This window comes from Pedobacter sp. KLB.chiD, assembly GCF_047040275.1.
Taxonomy (GTDB): Bacteria; Bacteroidota; Bacteroidia; order Sphingobacteriales; family Sphingobacteriaceae; genus Pedobacter.
Genome location: NZ_CP178207.1, coordinates 2,309,564 through 2,325,951 on the forward strand (window position 1 = coordinate 2,309,564; position 16,388 = coordinate 2,325,951).

Below are 16,388 nucleotides of genomic sequence, written 5' to 3' on the forward strand. Positions count from 1 at the left end.
TACTTGATACTTACTACTCGATACTTTAAAAATGAAATTATTAGACGGTAAATACGTATCAGAAAAAGTTAAAGTTCAGATTGCTGAAGAGGCGGCTGAATTTTTGAACAAAACAGGTCGCAAACCTCACCTCGTGGCCATTTTGGTTGGTAACGATGGTGGCAGCGAAACCTACGTAGCCAGTAAGATGAAAAACTGTGAAAAAGTTGGTTTTAAATCTTCGCTACACCGTTACGATCACTCGGTTACCGAAGCCGAATTATTGAATAAAATTGAAGAAATTAATCAGGATGCTGATGTAGATGGCTTAATCGTACAATTGCCTTTACCTAAACACATCGATCCTGAAAAAGTGACCGAAAAGATCGATTATCGCAAGGATGTAGATGGTTTCCACCCGGTAAATCTGGGAAGGATGATGCGTAACCTACCTTGCTTTATCCCTGCAACACCTTATGGTATTTTGTTGATGTTACAGGAATATAATATTGATACCACAGGAAAACACTGTGTGGTGGTAGGCCGCAGTAACATCGTTGGCAGCCCAATGAGTATTTTGATGGCCCGTAATGCCAACCCGGGCAACTGTACCGTAACCCTAACCCACTCGCGTACCAAAGATTTAAAAGAACAGGTTTTGCAGGCTGATATCGTTATTGCAGCCATTGGTAAAAAGAATTTTGTTACTGCTGATATGGTTAAACCCGGTGCCATTATTATTGATGTAGGCATTAACCGTGAAAACTCTACAGAAACCAAATCGGGTTTTAAACTGTATGGCGATGTAGATTTCGAAAATGTTGCGCCTAAAGCCTCTTACATTACACCAGTACCAGGTGGAGTGGGTTTAATGACGATTGTTGGTTTATTGAAAAATACACTGGCTTCAGCGAGGAAAGAAATTTATTCATAGTAAAAAGCTTAAAAATAAGGTTAAAAACCAATAACCATAGATATTAAAAAACAGCTCGGTTTGAGCTGTTTTTTTTACGTATGATATTTTTAATTCTTACGTGTAATTATTATATTTGATTAAAATTTAATCACATGGACACCAAGTTAACTTTAAGTTTTAACCAAGATGTTGTAGCACGGGCAAAAAAATTTGCCGCTGAAAATAATATCAGCTTGTCACGATTAATAGAGCACCTTTTAACTCAGCTAACTGCGAAGGAATACAAATCTTTAGAAGATTTTCCGATTTCAGACTGGGTGAGCATGGTTGCTGAAGGTGAAATAGAATATAAAAAAACGCCAAAGGCAAGCCGTAAAAATTCAAAAGATGAATTCTTTTCTTCTAAAAAGTAATTGATGAAGATATTTTTAGATGCTAATGTCTTAGTTTCGGTGTTAAATAAGGAATACCCGCTTTACACTTACTCATCAAGAATTTTAAGTTTAGCATCGCATCCAAATTTTGAAATTTATACCTCTCCCCTTTGTTTGGCTATCGCATTTTATTTTGCGGAGAAAAAACATAAAACACAGTTAGCCAAACAAAAAATCGATTTGCTTTGTCAATATCTGAAAATCGCCGGCAATTCATCAAAAGGTGTATTGGATACATTATCTGATCAGAAGATACACGATTTTGAAGATGGTCTGGAATACTACGCGGCCAAATCTGCCAATTGTAAATGTATCATCACAGAAGATGTGGAAGACTTTTATTTTTCGGAGATTGAAGTTTTAAGTTGTCAGGAGTTTTTTAAAAGATACCTGCTTAAGTAATACAACCACAAGTTTTTTTACGTCAGCTACCAGGAGCAACACCAATTGGATCCAACTATCCCCAAAGTTTACTCCACCAGCTTTCTTCGAAACCGATGTATAAACCATCTTCTCTCAACTCCGTAGGATAGATTCTGATGTAATCGCCCTGGCCTTCTGCCCCTCTTCCGGTGGTTAAGCTGTACTCATATCGATGGATGGGGCAAACCAGATTTCCATTTTTACACCAACCGCCGCTAAAATGTCCGCCGGCATGCGGGCAATGTGATTGTGTAGCAATAATTTTATCATCATTATTTATCACACAAATCTGTTTGCCATTAACAGAAATGGTTTTAATGTTGTCGACATCAGGGATTTGATTGTTGTTTAATGCTTTAAACCAATTCATATGGCTAAAATACAGCAAATAAATATCACTATTATTTCATCTTTCCATTAAATTTTGAAAGAGAAACCACATCACCATATTTTTTTAGGATATTTGCATCCTCAAAAATGAAACAAGCAATACCAGAAGACGGCACATTACTTCCTTTAATGGAAGAATTTTACACTATACAGGGCGAAGGATTTAATACAGGTAAAGCAGCCTATTTTATCCGTTTGGGCGGTTGCGATGTGGGTTGCCACTGGTGCGATGTAAAAGAAAGCTGGGACGCCGAAATGCACCCGCTTACTGCCTCGGATGTTATTGTAGAAAATGCAAGTCAATTTCCCGGCAAGGCAGTGGTAATAACCGGCGGTGAACCATTGATATATAACCTCGATTACCTGACCAATAAACTCAAAGAAAGGGGAATCCTTACTTTTATCGAGACATCAGGTGCCTACCCCCTTTCGGGTAACTGGGATTGGATTTGCTTATCGCCTAAAAAATTTAAAGCACCAAGGCCAGACATCACGCCGTTTGCCAATGAGCTAAAGGTAATTGTTTTCAATAAAAGTGATTTCAAATGGGCCGAAGAATATGCGGCAATGGTATCTCCAAACTGTAAACTATATCTTCAACCAGAGTGGTCTAAATCAAAAGAAATTACCCCATTAATTATTGAGTATGTAATGGCCAATCCGAAATGGGAGATTTCTTTGCAAACACACAAATTTTTAAATATTCCTTAAATTAGTTTACATTAGCTTTGATACCAAATGTTAATGTAATGAAATTTTGCTTAATCCTCTCCCTCAGCGTACTGAGCTTTTATTCTTTTGGACAAAGTTCTCCAAATAAAAAGGCACAGACTTATTTTGAAAAAGCAGGTCCATTTATTGATCAATTTGATTACTCTGCTGCTGAACAAGTATTAAAGAATGCAGTAGAAGCAGATCCGTTATTTCAGAAAGCCTATATCTTGCTTGCCGGGGTTTATAAAGCTCAAAAAAAATATCAGGAAGCCAAAATGGCTTACGAAAAGGCGATATTAATTAATAAAACAGTTGCTCCGGAAATAATTTACAGTTTTGCAGAAGCGGCATTTGCTACGCAGGATTATCCAAACGCAAAGCAGCATTTTACTGATTTTTTAGCACTGGATTCCTCATCTGAAAAGGCGAAAAGGGCAAAAAAATACCTTTTAGATTGCGATTTTGCTAACATTGCAATAAAAAAGCCTGTAAAATATAGTCCATTAAATTTAGGCGACGGTGTAAATACAGCTGATGCCGAATACTTTCCTGCTATCACCGCTGATGGTGAAACACTGGTTTTTACCCGACAGGTAAATGGCAATGAAGATTTTTGGACCGCTCAGTCTAAAAACAACACATGGGGCCTTGCCACACCATTATCCAGCAAAATCAATACAGCCAGATATAATGAAGGTGCGCAAACCATTTCTCCTGATGGAAAGTATCTGTTTTTTACCGGCTGCAACCGGCCTGATGGTTTGGGCAGATGTGATATTTATGTTTCTCACCGTGAAGGAAAGGATTGGGGTGAACCCTATAATGTTGGTCAGCCCGTTAATTCAGAATTCTGGGAATCGCAGCCGGCCATAAGTCCTGATGGGCGTACATTATATTTTATCAGTAACAGACCTGGTGGATTTGGGGGGTATGACATCTGGAAAAGTACCATTACCGATGATGCAAAATGGGGACCGGCCATTAATCTGGGACCAGAGATTAATACTGCTTTTGATGAAAATACCCCTTTCCTGCATGCAGATGGTAAGACATTGTATTTTTCTTCAAATGGCTGGCCAGGTTTTGGCAATAAAGATATTTACTTTAGCAGACAGGGCAACGATGGCCTGTGGCAAAAACCGATTAATATTGGCTATCCGATCAATTCTTTTGAAGATGAAAGTGGTTTAGTTGTAAGTGCTGATGGCAATTCAGGACTGTTTTCATCAAATTTAAAAGGTGGTTATGGACTGCAGGACATTTATAGTTTTGGCATTCCGGAAACAGCTAAGCCGCTAAAGATTTCTTATGTGAAAGGGATTGTAAGAGACCGTGATACCAAAAAAACAATAGAAAGCAATGTGCAGGTAATAGATCTGAAAACCAATAAAACTGTTTTTGACGATTATACCGATCCCGAAACTGGTCAATTTTTAGCAGTAATGCCCATCGGGAGTAATTATTTGTTTAATGTAAATGCCGAAGGTTACCTGTTTTACTCCGAAAATTTCGAGCTTAAAAGTGGTGACATTAACAAACCTTACCAGATTGAAGTTTATATCGAAAAAATAAAGCAAGGTGGAAATGTAACTTTAAAGAACATTTTCTTCGACACCAATAAGTTTAATCTTTTACCTGCTTCTATCCGCGAGTTAGATCTGCTGATCGATTTTTTACACCAAAATCAAAAGGTAGAAATTGAAATCCAAGGACATACGGATAATGTTGGCGATGATCAATTAAATGAAAAGTTATCTTATAACCGTGCAAATGCCGTTTATGAATACCTGGTTAAAAATGGTATTGATACAAAAAGGCTCACTTTTAAAGGCTTTGGAGCCAGTAAACCCATTGCAGATAACAAAACAGAATCAGGGAGAAAGAATAACAGAAGAACATCGTTCGTGATTATGAAAATATAATGTATTTGTGAATAGTACAGGTTATTACAAAATAATTTTCAAAATGCTCAGCCAATGTATATTTTTATCACATGGATAACGTAAAACCCCTTCCCGATTTATCAGCAGAAGAACAACGTGTTTTAGGCGCTTTAATAGAAAAAAGCCGCACCACACCTGATTATTACCCAATGACTTTAAATGGCTTAACCGCAGCCTGCAACCAAAAAAGTTCAAGAAACCCAGTGGTAAATTATGATGAGGAAACCATAACCTTAACGCTTAACCAACTTAAAATTAAAGGTTTAATTTCTACAGCCACGGGCGGATCAAGTCGCGCAACCAAATACAAACATAATTTAGCCATCGTTTATCCTTTATTACCTTCGGAATTGGCTATCATCTGTCTTTTGCTTTTACGCGGGCCTTTAACGCCAGGAGAAATCAACAGCAATTCAGGAAGACTATATGAATTTGAAAGTATAGATGAGATTATTGAGCAACTTCAAAAACTTTCAGATGAAGAACCTGCATTTGTAAAACAACTGCCTAAGAAAGCCGGTCAGAAAGAAGCACGTTTTGTTCATCTTTTGGGCGAACAGGCTGAAATCACAAACGAAATGGAGGCTAATATCATACCTCATATTGATACTACCACATTGGAAAACCGTATTGAAAAATTGGAATTGGAAGTAGAAGAGCTGAAGGAGCTGGTTAATCTACTGATGGACAAGTAGATTTATTGGTTCCTGTGTTTCCTTTGGCAAAAAAATATTGTGTCAAAAATTAGGTCTCAGCGTAACATTTAGCTTAGTACTAGGTGAGAGATAAATTCAAGCAGATAACTCCTCCAAAAAATCGTCATTCCGCGGATGCGGGAATGACCGCCGCGTGAATGGGACCCTATCCTGTCGATGGTACTGCAATGAAGAAACTTTCCCTAATAGTGTAAGTAGCAAAGCACTATTACTTTAAACTTTCTTGTTGTTAAAAGATTCTTCACTGTGTCCTGAATGGCAGTGGTGGAATGGCGGAAACCCGGTTATACTACATTTATATAAAAGTGCCTGGCAATTAACCAGGCAATCAAATATTTAAATCAATTTGGAGTTATAAACCACTTAAGCTTCATACTTTTTAAAAATGGTACTTGCGGTATGCCCACCGAAACCAAAAGTGTTATTCAGCACATAATTGATTTCCTTTTTAATGGACTCGCCCAATACAATATTTAATCCCTCTGGAATATTTTCGTCGAGATTTTTAGTATTAATGGTAGGCGGAATGATATTATCCCTGATTGATAAAATACTGATCAGACTCTCCACTGCACCGGCAGCGCCCAACAAATGACCTGTCATGGATTTAGTTGCCCCAATGATTACAGGTAAACCGTTAAAAACAGTATTAATACCCTGTAATTCACTTAAATCACCTAGTCCGGTTGAGGTAGCATGTGCATTAATATAATCAATTTTATCCGCAGTTATTCCGGCATCTTTCAATGCTTTTGTCATACCTAAAGCAGCACCAATTCCATCTGGAGGCGTTCCGGTAAGGTGATAGGCATCTGCAGCCATTCCTCCGCCAACGATCTCGGCATAAATATTTGCGCCACGCGCCAAAGCATGATCCAGTTCTTCCAAAACCAAAGCACCCGCGCCTTCACTCATTACAAAACCATCCCTGTCTTTATCAAAAGGTTTAGATGCACCCTGCGGATCGTCGTTGTTTTTTGACAAAGCCTGAGCGGCGTTGAATCCGCCAACAGATGATCTGGTCAGCGCTGCTTCCGAACCGCCTGCAATCATGATGTTTGCTTTACCAAGACGGATGGTATCAAAAGCATTCACAATGGCAGTATTGGAGGATGCACAGGCCGAAACCGTACAATAATTCGGTCCACGTAATTTATGGCGGATAGAAATGACCCCTGCAGCAATATCAACGATCATTTTTGGGATAAAATAAGGGTTAAATCTTGGTGTTCCGTCACCGGCATGAAACTCTTCCAACTGCGCTTCGAAAGTACCGATACCACCGTTCCCGGTTGCCCAGATCACGCCAACTTCTGCCAATTCACCATCATTCATGGTACTGAAATCCAATCCGGCATCTTTGATGGCCTGATCACTCGAAGCAATGGCATACTGCGTAAAAAGGTCGTATTTTTTAACCTCCTTTTTCTCCAGGTATTCTTCCGGGTTAAAATCCTTTACTTCACCTGCAAATTGTGTTTTGAATTTACCAGGATCAAATTTTGTAATGGGACCAATGCCACTTTTTCCAGCTAATATCTGTTGCCAAAATTGCTCAACGCTATTACCAAGCGGAGTTATCGCACCTAAACCAGTTACTACTACTCTTTTCATTTTATTTTTTTTAGTCAATTCTTCTGGACAAAATCAAAAGTTAATATCTACAAAGCACATTTATATAGCCTGGATCGCTAATACAGCCCAATCGTTACTAAAGTTGACATCAAACCAGAATTACGCTTAATGCCGCGAAAGTAACAATTCCTGTGTTGAAAACAATCATAATAATGGAAACAAGAATTTCTTCGCATCTGAGGTACCATTTTATCGCTCAACAGAACCGATCCAGGCTTTTCTATTGGCATTTATGATATTTAAAGCATCAACGGACAATTGCCTCAATAATTTGTAAATCTTTGTAAGGTGGTTATCTAAAGCGGTCAACTGTTTTGCAATTTCTAAACCGGTACCAGCTGTTCCGCCAATCAGTAAAGCGGTATTTTTTGAAGTTTTCATTTCTATATTTTTTAATTTTAAGACTAATAATGTCCACCACATCAATACAGACAATAAATACCAATCGGTATATTTTATTTCAAATTTTTTTAGCTTAGGCTATTGACATAATTTTTTAACGAATCCATAATTAAGTTCCAATGTGCAGGTTTCGCTGTCAACCTCGAAATCATAATGCCCCCTTCTATTAGCGCGATAATGGTAAGTGCAATCTGCTCGGGGTTATAATCTGCATCGATTTCTTTGGCATCAATACCAGCTTCAACCAGTTTCATAATCCTATTCTTCCAATTAAGAACAGCTTTCAGGGCCCTTGCTTTCAATGCAGGGTGAGTATCATCCGCATCAATGGCCGTATTTAAAATCGGACAACCACCGGCTGCGACCATACCGCCAAAAAGATTTTGATAAATATTAATGTAGACCAATAATTTACCTTTTACATCTTTTTGTCTGCTCATTTCCGCTTCTACCCCAGATACTATGTTTTTTAAATTATAATCGAAAGCAGCCAATGCAACTTCATCCTTATTGGCGAAGTTTCCATAAATACTACCTTTGGTTAAACCTGTAGCGGCAGTAATATCATTTAACGAAGTACCTGCATAACCTTTCATATTGAAAATAGGCGCTGTTTTCTCTACAATAAAATTTCTTGTTTTTTCTGCCTTGGTCATGTTCATAAATTGACGATGCAAATATATACCAATCGGTATATTAAATAAATCATTTTTATCATTGCAACATCTTTTTAATTTCAGTTGTAGCTTTCATGAATTGCAGCAATTTGTTTTAGGTTTGAATTTTGTAACTTTGACTCATGAACAAACCAGAAACCATTGAAGATTTTTACCAAAAAAAATTCAAGTTCCTACCAGATAACCTCCAAAACGGTGTTGGTCATTTTAACGTTTTTAAGCTGGAAGATTGTTTAAGAGACGATCATAAACCGATGAGTTATAACCGCAGGGATTACTACAAAATCTGCCTTACGCGCGGCCATAACGTTTACCACTATGCAGACAGAAGTATTGAAATTAATGGCACAGCTTTAATCTTTTTTAATCCGCTTGTACCTTATACCTGGGAGCTGGGCAGCGGTAAACAAAGTGAGGTAACAGGTTATTTTTGCATCTTTACGGAAGCCTTTTTTACCGAAAAGGTCCGTGGAAACATTGGCGATTTACCCATGTTTGCCCTGGGCGGAAAACCAGCATATATATTGAATGAGCAGCAGGACAAACAAGTGGAAGCTATTTTTGCTAAAATGTTTGAGGAAATCAGTACCGATTACATCTATAAGTATGATCTGCTCCGAAATTACATTACAGAAATTACGCATTTTGCTTTAAAAACAGAGCCGTCAGAAAATTTATTCAAACATACGGATGCCAATGCCCGGATTACTGCAGTTTTTACGGAGTTGCTGGAGCGTCAGTTTCCAATCGAAACCACAACTCAAAGGTTTACCATGCGCTCGGCAAAAGATTATGCGCTGCAACTTTCCGTACATGTAAACCACTTAAACCGCGCCATAAAGGAAACAACCGGCAAAACGACTACCCATTATATCACAGCTCGTTTATTGAGAGAAGCTAAAGCTTTACTGAAGCATACAGACTGGAATATTTCAGAAATAGGTTATTGCCTGGGATTTGAGGAGCCTACCCATTTTAACAACTTTTTCAAAAAACTGACCAATCTTACCCCTACTTCCTACCGGATTATTTGAATTTCGTAATAAACAGTTTGATTAACGTAATAAAGTAAATTCAATTGCACTGTAGTTTTGTCCTAACAAAAAGAATAAAACTATGGGCATGAAAAAAGTTTGGTTTATTACCGGCGCTTCAAAGGGCTTAGGATTAAGTTTAGTTCATCAATTACTAAAAGCTGGCCAATCCGTTGCGGCCACTTCAAGAAATATACATGAACTTAAAAAAGCAGTAAATCATGATACTGAAAAATTTCTTCCACTCGAAGTTAATCTGGCCGATGAAAACAGTGTAGAGGCAGCGATCTTAGCAACTATTGCAAAATTTGAAAGAATAGATATTGTAATTAATAATGCAGGTTATGGCATTGGAGGTAGCATAGAAGAACTGAGTGATGCTGAAACACGCAGTAGTTTTGATGTAAACGTTTTCGGAACAATAAATGTCATCAGGAAAGCATCACCTTACTTACGGGCGCAGCGCTCCGGACATATCATCAACATTGCATCAATTGCAGGCATCGCGGGTGCAACTGGCTGGGCGGTGTATTCAGCAGCTAAATCGGCGGTTGTTGCCTTATCGGAAGTATCGGCCGAAGACCTTAAAGAATTTGGAGTAAAGGTAACAGTAGTGGCGCCCGGCGCATTCAGAACCAGTTTCTTAACTGCAGATTCATTAATTTTAGCAGCCAACCCGATTGCTGAATACGAAGAAGTGCGGGCAATACATCGAAAATACCTTAAAATGGACGGTCAGCAGATCGGTGATCCTGAAAAAGCGGCAGCTGCCATGATCTCATTGGCCAGTATGCCTAATCCACCGGTACATTTACTATTAGGAAATGATGCTTTTCAAAGGGCAAACCATAAGCTCGAGGCTTTATCAAGAGAATTTAAAGACTGGAAAGCCATCACGATTTCAACAAATTTCGACAATTAAGTTATAAGCTAATGGCGAATTAGCATTCAAAACGGCTGCAGTCCCAACATATCTTGGGACTGCTTTTAATCAATTCATTTCATTCTAAAAAACAATATCATGGAAAATCAAAAAGTTTGGTTTGTAACAGGCGCGTCCAAAGGCCTGGGATTAACCTTAGTAAAAACACTATTAAAAAACGGTGTTAACGTTGCCGCAACTTCAAGAAATTTAAACGATTTAATCAAAGCGGTCGGTGAACAAGAAAATTTTTTACCTTTAAGTGTTGACTTGATCAATGAAGAAAATGTAGAAACTGCAGTAAGCCAAACCATTAGCAAATTTGGACGGGTTGATGTAGTGGTAAACAACGCCGGTTATGGCATGATTGGCGCATTGGAAGAACTAAGCGACAAAGAATCGCGTGAAAATTTTGACGTTAACGTTTTCGGATCATTAAATGTGATCAGAAAAGTGCTTCCCCAATTGAGGAAACAACAATCAGGTCATATTTTCAATATTTCATCAATAGGTGGATTTTCAGGGAATTTTCCGGGCTTCGGGATCTACTGTGCCACAAAATTTGCAGTAGTTGGCTTTACGGAGTCGTTAGCTGCCGAAGTAAAATCACTGGGAATCAAAGCAACAGTGGTAGAACCTGGTTATTTCAGAACTGCATTTCTAACAGAAGGATCATTAGCGGTACCAGGTTCGCCAATTGATGATTACAAAGAGGTGCGCGAATCGCAGGCTGCCCACCAAAACGACATCAACAACCAACAACCTGGTGATCCGGCAAAAGCGGTTGAAGTGATTATTGAGGCGGCAAAAAGCGAAAATCCGCCGCTTCATTTATTCCTGGGCCCTGATGCCTATCAGATTGCAAATGCTAAAATTGCGGATGTACAAAGGGATATGGCCAACTGGAAATATCTGGCGACTGCTACTAACTTTGACGAGGTTGGTGTTTAGTATCTAGCTTAATCGTCATTGCTTCGTCGGCCGAAAAAGCTTTTTCCGCAATGACGATTAAGCTGTTTGACTCTGCCCTTCAAAATATCTCCTTCTAAACCATTGTGCTAAACGAACCAGCGCAATTAATGCAGGTACCTCTACCAGCGGACCAATAACACCGGCGAAAGCCTGTCCGGAATGAATACCAAATACACCAATGGCCACAGCAATGGCCAGCTCAAAGTTGTTACCGGTAGCGGTAAATGCAATTGCAGTACTTTTACTATAATCTGCACCAAAATATTTGCCTGCAAAGAAACTGATGACAAACATTACCACGAAATAAATAACCAATGGCAAAGCAATCCGCATCACATCCATGGGGATCTGCACAATCAGTTCTCCTTTTAAACTGAACATTACCACAATAGTGAATAACAACGCGATTAAAGTTATGGGAGAAATCATTGGGATGAAAATTGAGCGGAACCATTTTTCACCTTTCCAATTTATCAATAGTTTCTGACTTAAAATACCCAATAAAAATGGAATACCCAGGTAAATACCGACGCTTTTTGCAATCTCTACAATGGAAATGGATACAACCAGGCCTTGTAAACCGAAAAACGGCGGCAAAATGGTAATCAGAAAATAGGCAAATACACTATAAAATAATACTTGAAAAATACTGTTGAGGGCAATCAAACCAGCAGCATATTCACGGTTACCTTCGGCAAGTTCATTCCAAACTACCACCATCGCAATACACCTGGCCAAACCGATCATAATTAAACCGACCATGTATTCTGGATAACCTTGTAAAAATATAATCGCCAGGAAAAACATTAAAAATGGTCCAATGATCCAATTTAAAACCAACGAGACCCCCAAAATTTTAATATTTTTAAACACCTCAAACATGTTTTTATAATTGACTTTTGCTAAGGGAGGGTACATCATCAAAATTAATCCGAGGGCTAAAGGAATGTTAGTACTTCCACTGGAAAACGAATTGATTAATAACGCCGATGAAGGAAATAAATAGCCCAGCGATACCCCTAAAAACATCGATAAGAAGATCCAAATGGTTAAATAGCGGTCTAAAAAACTAAGCTTTTTTCGTTTAACTACAGGCGTACAATTATTTGCCGACATGTTATCCTTTTAAATTTTCTTTTACAAAATCCTCCATATAAGTTTTAATCAAATCTCTCGTACTTCTGAATTGCGCCATGATTTCGCCTTCAGTACCTACCGCTTTTGCCGGATCGGGAAAATTATGGTGCAATTTTATGGCCTGCGTTGGGAAATACGGACAACTTTCTTTCGCATGATCACATACCGTAATCACATAATCGAAAGGAACATCAAAGTATTCTTCGATATTATTCGATGTCTGCTCAGAAATATCGATTCCATCTTCCGCCATTATTTTAACTGCCCTGGGGTTTACACCATGCACTTCGATACCTGCGCTGTAGATTTTAGCTTTATTCTGAGCAAAATATTTCAAATAGCCTTCTGCCAGTTGACTCCTGCAACTGTTTCCGGTGCAAAGCACCAATACATTTTTCATTTTTATACCTTTTAAAATTCCTAACAACAACCGCTTCCCGGTGTACAACTATTTTGGCCGGCAGCGAGGTTAACCAACCCGATTTTTCTTTTTTCAGGCTGAGCAGGCGCACAACATTCATCACCCGTTGCAGTGGTACCACAACTCCCACCGCGGCTAATTGCCTTACATTGTGTAGCATCAGGTGTAAGGTTTATAATCAGATTGTTGCCATCCATTTTAAATTCAGCAGGATACATTTGCCTTGTATCAAATTCTGAATTACCAAATTCAATCTTTACCATCGCGATTGGGTTTAGTGGCATTTTACTTTCTACCAATTCAATAATCGACAATGCCTTTCTTACCTGCATGGCCCTGCCTTCCTCCTCTTCAGTAGGTTCCCATAATTGTATAACAATTTCCGTCCAGGCATTCATTACCCCTCCGCAATCCACTGAGGTTATCGGTGCCTGTTTGATTTCGGTAATGTGGTAATTGGCATTTACCCATTTGTTAGCTGTATATTGGAACTGCAAAAGCAATTCAGGATGTTGTTGAAGTTTGGCTTTAAAAGCATTCCACCCGATAAATTCATTGATCATAATATTGCAATTTAACGATTGATTTATATAATTTTTTTTAACAGCAATTTTGTCCGCCTTTATAAGAAGAAAAGAAATTGCCTAGCTGTGTTTGTAATAATTTCCATGTTTCAGGCGCAATGCAATAACAGATGCTTACTCCTTCTATAGTACCCTGTATAATGCCAGCATTTTTAAGTTCTTTTAAATGCTGAGAAATGGTTGCCTGTGCCAGCCCCAGCTCTTCAACCAAATCACCACAGATACAGGTATTCGATTTAAGAATCCGCTGCAGGATTGCTATTCTGGCCGGATGTGCCATCGCTTTTAATAACGCAGCCATCTGGTTCTGTTCTTTAGTAAAAATTTCGGTTTTGGTAAGTCCCATATTTTATATCGCAATATTACGATATATAAATTACTTATCAAACTTATCCTACTAATTATTTTTTTAACCACGGAAGCTTGGAACCAATTCCCAGAATTAAATTCGGATAGCCTGATCGCCATCTCCTTAGAAGGCCGTGAGATGCCAGCCCGGTGTAGACAGCCCTGCACGTACAGACGTGGAGATATCCATCTAAAGACTGCTTTAGCTTCGATGAGGTCAATATTGTTTTCGATTACGTTTTACTCCGCTCGAAATGAAGACTTTTGAAAGATAAAAAAACCGCTGACTGGAACTAGTCAACGGTTAAATGCGAAATAGATGTATTGCTATTTTTTAGGTTTAGCACTCATATAAAATGTAAGCTTCCCACCATTGGTAATATCGGCATGTTTGATTTTATAGTCGGTAATTTCCTTGCCGTTTAACAACACTTTCGTAACGTATACATTTTTATCGCTTTGCTTGATGGCTTCAACGGTGAAGGTTTTACCATTTTCCAGATTGATAACTGCGTTGTTAACCAAAGGGCTACCTAAAGAGTATACATCAGCGCCCGGTGCTACCGGGTAAAAGCCTAATGAAGAAAACATATACCAGGCGCTCATCTGTCCGCAATCATCATTTCCACCCAAACCGTCAGCGGTGGGTTTGTATTGCATATTCAGGATATGGCGAACCTGTGCCTGCGTTTTCCACGGCTGATCGGCCCAATTATAGAGGTAAACAATATGGTGGGCTGGTTCGTTTCCATGCACATAACCGCCAATAATACCTTCGCGGGTGATATCTTCGGTGTGCGCAAAAAACTCATCGGGCAAATGCATGGTAAACAAAGTATCCAAACGGGTAGCAAATTTCTTTTTACCGCCCATCATGTCGATCAATGTAGCAGGATCCTGTGGCACAAAAAAACTATAGTTCCAGCTATTGCCTTCAATAAAACCTTGTCCTTCGGTATCTTTTGGATCAAATTGCTTTTTAAAGGTTCCATCGGCTAATTTCGGCCGCATAAAACCAGTCGCACTATCATAGTTATTTTTCCAGTTGTTGGAACGTTTGATAAATTCATCATAAATGTCCATTCTATTTAATTTCTTAGCCAATTGTGCAATTGACCAGTCATCATAAGAATATTCCAGATTATTGGAAACTGAAATACCCGATTTTTCTGCCGGTATATAACCTTTATCCATATAGTAGCCAATTCCTTCATAATCGCGGTGTTTAGCTGTTGCCACGCAGGCATCCAAAGCTTTGTTGGCATCGCCACTGTAAGTGCCTTTAATAATGGCATCAGCAATAACCGAAACACTGTGATAACCGCTCATACACCAGTTATCGTTTGCATAGTGCGACCAGATCGGCAACATGTGTAAACTGCTCTGATCGTAATGCGCCAACATCGACTTCACCATATCATTACTGCGCGCAGGCTGCGTGATATTAAAAAATGGATGTAAAGCACGGTAAGTATCCCAAAGGGAAAAAGTAGTGTAATTGGTAAAGCCATCAGCTTTATGCACGCCCTGGTCTAACCCCTTATATTCTCCATTTATATCAGTATAAGTGGTTGGGTTGATATAGGCATGATATAAAGCGGTATAAAAGTTTATTTTATGATCATTTGAGGTGTTTATCTGAATTTTGTTCAACTCTTTATTCCAGGTGGCCTGTGCCTGGGCTTTTACCTTTTCGAAATCCCAGCCCGAAATTTCCGCACGCATATTCTGTAATGCATTATCCTGACTAACAGGAGATAAAGCAAATTTAATTTTGATCTTCTCTCCTTCCCGGGTGTCGAAATCAAAAAACATTTTCAACTTTTTGCCTGCAATTTCCGGGAAGTTCTGGTCTTGATTAAACTTGCCCCAAAAGCCCCTGTACGCCTGCTTAGCGTCATAACTTTTACGTCCATAACTTTTAAAAGGCTTGGAAAAGCTCATTGCAAAATATACGGTCCTGGTTCTGGCCCAACCATTGGTTTGACGGTAGCCGGTAACCAGGGTATCGTTCACCACCCGAATATAAGTCCAAACGTTTTTTTCTTCATAATTATAAATGCCTGCCATCAGATCCAAAATAATATGCGACTGGTCTGATTTAGGAAAAGTATATTGATGCATCCCTACCCTGGTGGTTGTGGTTAATTCTGCGGTAATATTATCATCATCAAGTTTTACTTTGTAGTAACCAGCCTCCGCAACTTCATTGTTATGCGAATAGGCAGAACGGTAACCGCCTTTAGGGTTTGAAGCCACTCCTGGGTTTAACTGTAACTTCCCCTGTGTAGGCATAATAAGAAAATCGCCCAGATCAGAATGTCCGGTACCGCTAAAGTGCGTGTGGCTAAAGCCGGTAATGGTTTTATCTTCGTATTTATACCCCGCACAGTATTTATATACATCGCCATTATATTTTCCGTTTACTTCGTAAGATAAAGTATCCGTTTCGGGACTTAGCTGCACTGCGCCAAAAGGTACAGTTGCACCTGGATAGGTATGCCCCATCTTTGAGGTACCGATAATGGGTTTAACATACTGCACCAAATTCTGCTGTGCCGATGCCATCATGGCCGAAAGCAAAAAACAAGGCAGGATCACTTTTTTAATCATATCTTTTAAATTAGCTTGTTTTGTTGAAAATCCTAAGGTATAAATTTATCTTCAAATATGCATATAACACATAACTAAAACGTTTAAGTAATTAAAAAAACATCTTCTTTTACTGAAAATATGATTTT

Annotated in this window: 18 protein-coding genes; 9 read left to right on the forward strand and 9 right to left on the reverse strand. The window is 38.8% G+C overall.

All coding sequences use genetic code 11. The features are described from left to right. Window positions 1-31 precede the first annotated feature (31 nt). The 3 genes from ACK1I8_RS09370 (at window position 32) to ACK1I8_RS09380 (ending at window position 1,731) form a co-directional block, all read left to right on the forward strand. Entirely contained in the window at window positions 32-913 is an 882-nt protein-coding gene (locus tag ACK1I8_RS09370; RefSeq protein WP_412469065.1) for a bifunctional 5,10-methylenetetrahydrofolate dehydrogenase/5,10-methenyltetrahydrofolate cyclohydrolase, read from the forward strand. A 134-nt stretch (window positions 914-1,047) separates the two neighbouring features. After that, window positions 1,048-1,308: a DUF6364 family protein gene (locus tag ACK1I8_RS09375; RefSeq protein ID WP_412469066.1), complete on the forward strand. Its 261-nt coding sequence runs from the start codon at window positions 1,048-1,050 to the stop codon at window positions 1,306-1,308. 3 nt (window positions 1,309-1,311) lie between these two features. After that, window positions 1,312-1,731 (forward strand): PIN domain-containing protein, encoded by a 420-nt coding sequence (locus ACK1I8_RS09380; RefSeq protein WP_412469067.1) that lies wholly within the window; start codon window positions 1,312-1,314, stop codon window positions 1,729-1,731. 55 nt (window positions 1,732-1,786) lie between these two features. Here ACK1I8_RS09380 and ACK1I8_RS09385 read toward each other — a convergent pair whose 3' ends face one another. Further along, window positions 1,787-2,122 carry a Rieske (2Fe-2S) protein gene (locus ACK1I8_RS09385; RefSeq protein ID WP_412469068.1) on the reverse strand — a complete coding sequence of 112 codons (336 nt, stop codon included), beginning with the start codon at window positions 2,120-2,122 and terminating at the stop codon, window positions 1,787-1,789. Between the two features lie 107 nt (window positions 2,123-2,229). Here ACK1I8_RS09385 and ACK1I8_RS09390 point away from each other — a divergent pair, with 107 nt between their 5' ends. The 3 genes from ACK1I8_RS09390 (at window position 2,230) to ACK1I8_RS09400 (ending at window position 5,494) form a co-directional block, all read left to right on the forward strand. Further along, entirely contained in the window at window positions 2,230-2,853 is a 624-nt protein-coding gene (locus tag ACK1I8_RS09390) for a 7-carboxy-7-deazaguanine synthase QueE (RefSeq protein ID WP_090979664.1), read from the forward strand. A 38-nt stretch (window positions 2,854-2,891) separates the two neighbouring features. Further along, a complete protein-coding gene (locus ACK1I8_RS09395) occupies window positions 2,892-4,778 on the forward strand; it encodes an OmpA family protein (RefSeq protein ID WP_412469069.1) in 1,887 nt (628 codons plus the stop codon). 71 nt (window positions 4,779-4,849) lie between these two features. Then, window positions 4,850-5,494, forward strand: a complete 645-nt coding sequence (locus tag ACK1I8_RS09400) for a YceH family protein (protein WP_412469070.1) — start codon at window positions 4,850-4,852, stop codon at window positions 5,492-5,494. Between the two features lie 384 nt (window positions 5,495-5,878). On the opposite strand, the gene fabF is transcribed toward ACK1I8_RS09400, so the two are convergent. The 3 genes from fabF to ACK1I8_RS09415 form a co-directional block, all read right to left on the reverse strand. Continuing rightward, the gene (fabF, locus tag ACK1I8_RS09405) at window positions 5,879-7,129 is read right to left on the reverse strand and encodes a beta-ketoacyl-ACP synthase II (RefSeq protein ID WP_412469071.1); all 1,251 of its coding nucleotides are present in this window, start codon (window positions 7,127-7,129) and stop codon (window positions 5,879-5,881) included. A gap of 210 nt (window positions 7,130-7,339) precedes the next feature. Continuing rightward, window positions 7,340-7,531, reverse strand: a complete 192-nt coding sequence (locus ACK1I8_RS09410) for a hypothetical protein (protein ID WP_412469072.1) — start codon at window positions 7,529-7,531, stop codon at window positions 7,340-7,342. A gap of 89 nt (window positions 7,532-7,620) precedes the next feature. Then, window positions 7,621-8,214 carry a TetR/AcrR family transcriptional regulator gene (locus tag ACK1I8_RS09415; RefSeq protein ID WP_412469073.1) on the reverse strand — a complete coding sequence of 198 codons (594 nt, stop codon included), beginning with the start codon at window positions 8,212-8,214 and terminating at the stop codon, window positions 7,621-7,623. A gap of 137 nt (window positions 8,215-8,351) precedes the next feature. Here ACK1I8_RS09415 and ACK1I8_RS09420 point away from each other — a divergent pair, with 137 nt between their 5' ends. From ACK1I8_RS09420 to ACK1I8_RS09430, 3 genes are all read left to right on the forward strand, one after another. After that, window positions 8,352-9,263 (forward strand): helix-turn-helix domain-containing protein, encoded by a 912-nt coding sequence (locus ACK1I8_RS09420; protein ID WP_412469074.1) that lies wholly within the window; start codon window positions 8,352-8,354, stop codon window positions 9,261-9,263. Between the two features lie 88 nt (window positions 9,264-9,351). Beyond that, window positions 9,352-10,185: an SDR family NAD(P)-dependent oxidoreductase gene (locus ACK1I8_RS09425; protein ID WP_412469075.1), complete on the forward strand. Its 834-nt coding sequence runs from the start codon at window positions 9,352-9,354 to the stop codon at window positions 10,183-10,185. Window positions 10,186-10,284: 99 nt separating this feature from the next. After that, window positions 10,285-11,136, forward strand: a complete 852-nt coding sequence (locus tag ACK1I8_RS09430; protein WP_412469076.1) for an SDR family oxidoreductase — start codon at window positions 10,285-10,287, stop codon at window positions 11,134-11,136. Between the two features lie 57 nt (window positions 11,137-11,193). Here the strand turns inward: ACK1I8_RS09430 and arsB are convergent, their stop codons facing one another. The 5 genes from arsB to ACK1I8_RS09455 all read right to left on the reverse strand — a co-directional run bounded on the left by arsB (window position 11,194) and on the right by ACK1I8_RS09455 (window position 16,260). Next, a complete protein-coding gene (gene arsB / locus ACK1I8_RS09435) occupies window positions 11,194-12,273 on the reverse strand; it encodes an ACR3 family arsenite efflux transporter (protein WP_412469077.1) in 1,080 nt (359 codons plus the stop codon). A gap of 1 nt (window position 12,274) precedes the next feature. Continuing rightward, the gene (locus ACK1I8_RS09440; protein WP_412469078.1) at window positions 12,275-12,694 is read right to left on the reverse strand and encodes an arsenate reductase ArsC; all 420 of its coding nucleotides are present in this window, start codon (window positions 12,692-12,694) and stop codon (window positions 12,275-12,277) included. Between the two features lie 20 nt (window positions 12,695-12,714). Continuing rightward, window positions 12,715-13,278 (reverse strand): DUF6428 family protein, encoded by a 564-nt coding sequence (locus tag ACK1I8_RS09445; RefSeq protein ID WP_412469079.1) that lies wholly within the window; start codon window positions 13,276-13,278, stop codon window positions 12,715-12,717. Between the two features lie 37 nt (window positions 13,279-13,315). Next, window positions 13,316-13,645: an ArsR/SmtB family transcription factor gene (locus ACK1I8_RS09450; RefSeq protein ID WP_412469080.1), complete on the reverse strand. Its 330-nt coding sequence runs from the start codon at window positions 13,643-13,645 to the stop codon at window positions 13,316-13,318. Between the two features lie 329 nt (window positions 13,646-13,974). After that, window positions 13,975-16,260, reverse strand: a complete 2,286-nt coding sequence (locus tag ACK1I8_RS09455) for a GH92 family glycosyl hydrolase (RefSeq protein ID WP_412469081.1) — start codon at window positions 16,258-16,260, stop codon at window positions 13,975-13,977. Window positions 16,261-16,388 lie beyond the last annotated feature (128 nt).

Coding starts and splice junctions, on each gene's coding strand:
- ACK1I8_RS09370 (WP_412469065.1), top strand. CDS start 32: ATGAAATTATTAGACGGTAAATACGTATCAGAAAAAGTTAAAGTTCAG.
- ACK1I8_RS09375 (WP_412469066.1), top strand. CDS start 1,048: ATGGACACCAAGTTAACTTTAAGTTTTAACCAAGATGTTGTAGCACGG.
- ACK1I8_RS09380 (WP_412469067.1), top strand. CDS start 1,312: ATGAAGATATTTTTAGATGCTAATGTCTTAGTTTCGGTGTTAAATAAG.
- ACK1I8_RS09385 (WP_412469068.1), bottom strand. CDS start 2,122: ATGAATTGGTTTAAAGCATTAAACAACAATCAAATCCCTGATGTCGAC.
- ACK1I8_RS09390 (WP_090979664.1), top strand. CDS start 2,230: ATGAAACAAGCAATACCAGAAGACGGCACATTACTTCCTTTAATGGAA.
- ACK1I8_RS09395 (WP_412469069.1), top strand. CDS start 2,892: ATGAAATTTTGCTTAATCCTCTCCCTCAGCGTACTGAGCTTTTATTCT.
- ACK1I8_RS09400 (WP_412469070.1), top strand. CDS start 4,850: ATGGATAACGTAAAACCCCTTCCCGATTTATCAGCAGAAGAACAACGT.
- fabF (WP_412469071.1), bottom strand. CDS start 7,129: ATGAAAAGAGTAGTAGTAACTGGTTTAGGTGCGATAACTCCGCTTGGT.
- ACK1I8_RS09410 (WP_412469072.1), bottom strand. CDS start 7,531: ATGAAAACTTCAAAAAATACCGCTTTACTGATTGGCGGAACAGCTGGT.
- ACK1I8_RS09415 (WP_412469073.1), bottom strand. CDS start 8,214: ATGAACATGACCAAGGCAGAAAAAACAAGAAATTTTATTGTAGAGAAA.
- ACK1I8_RS09420 (WP_412469074.1), top strand. CDS start 8,352: ATGAACAAACCAGAAACCATTGAAGATTTTTACCAAAAAAAATTCAAG.
- ACK1I8_RS09425 (WP_412469075.1), top strand. CDS start 9,352: ATGAAAAAAGTTTGGTTTATTACCGGCGCTTCAAAGGGCTTAGGATTA.
- ACK1I8_RS09430 (WP_412469076.1), top strand. CDS start 10,285: ATGGAAAATCAAAAAGTTTGGTTTGTAACAGGCGCGTCCAAAGGCCTG.
- arsB (WP_412469077.1), bottom strand. CDS start 12,273: ATGTCGGCAAATAATTGTACGCCTGTAGTTAAACGAAAAAAGCTTAGT.
- ACK1I8_RS09440 (WP_412469078.1), bottom strand. CDS start 12,694: ATGAAAAATGTATTGGTGCTTTGCACCGGAAACAGTTGCAGGAGTCAA.
- ACK1I8_RS09445 (WP_412469079.1), bottom strand. CDS start 13,278: ATGATCAATGAATTTATCGGGTGGAATGCTTTTAAAGCCAAACTTCAA.
- ACK1I8_RS09450 (WP_412469080.1), bottom strand. CDS start 13,645: ATGGGACTTACCAAAACCGAAATTTTTACTAAAGAACAGAACCAGATG.
- ACK1I8_RS09455 (WP_412469081.1), bottom strand. CDS start 16,260: ATGATTAAAAAAGTGATCCTGCCTTGTTTTTTGCTTTCGGCCATGATG.